The organism is Nonomuraea monospora, from assembly GCF_039531895.1.
Taxonomy (GTDB): Bacteria; Actinomycetota; Actinomycetes; order Streptosporangiales; family Streptosporangiaceae; genus Nonomuraea; species Nonomuraea monospora.
The window spans coordinates 225-517 of sequence record NZ_BAAAQX010000128.1 but is presented as its reverse complement, the minus strand read 5'-3'; the positions used below and the strand labels follow the sequence as shown (position 1 = coordinate 517).

The window sequence follows — 293 nt, the reverse complement described above, 5'->3', positions numbered from 1 at the left end:
TTTGACGGTTTCAAGGGGCACATCGCCGAGGATCCCGACAGCGAGATCATCACTGCCACCCGGGTGACGGCGGGCAACGTGGGCGATGCCGAACCGGCCCCCGAGCTCCTGGCTGACCTCCTGCCCGAGCAGGCCGGGCAGGCCGAGCAGGCCGAGCAGGCCGAGCAGGCCGAGCAGGCCGAGCAGGCCGAGCAGGCCGAGCAGGCCGAGCAGGCCGAGCAGGCCGAGCAGGCCGAGCAGGCCGAGCAGGCCGAGCAGGCCGAGCAGGCCGAGCAGGCCGAGCAGGCCGAGCA

General features: G+C 73.4%; 1 protein-coding gene. It reads left to right on the top strand.

All coding sequences use genetic code 11. The features are described from left to right. The coding region (locus ABD331_RS60820; RefSeq protein WP_344496739.1) for a hypothetical protein at positions 1-293 on the top strand (293 nt) is incomplete at both ends.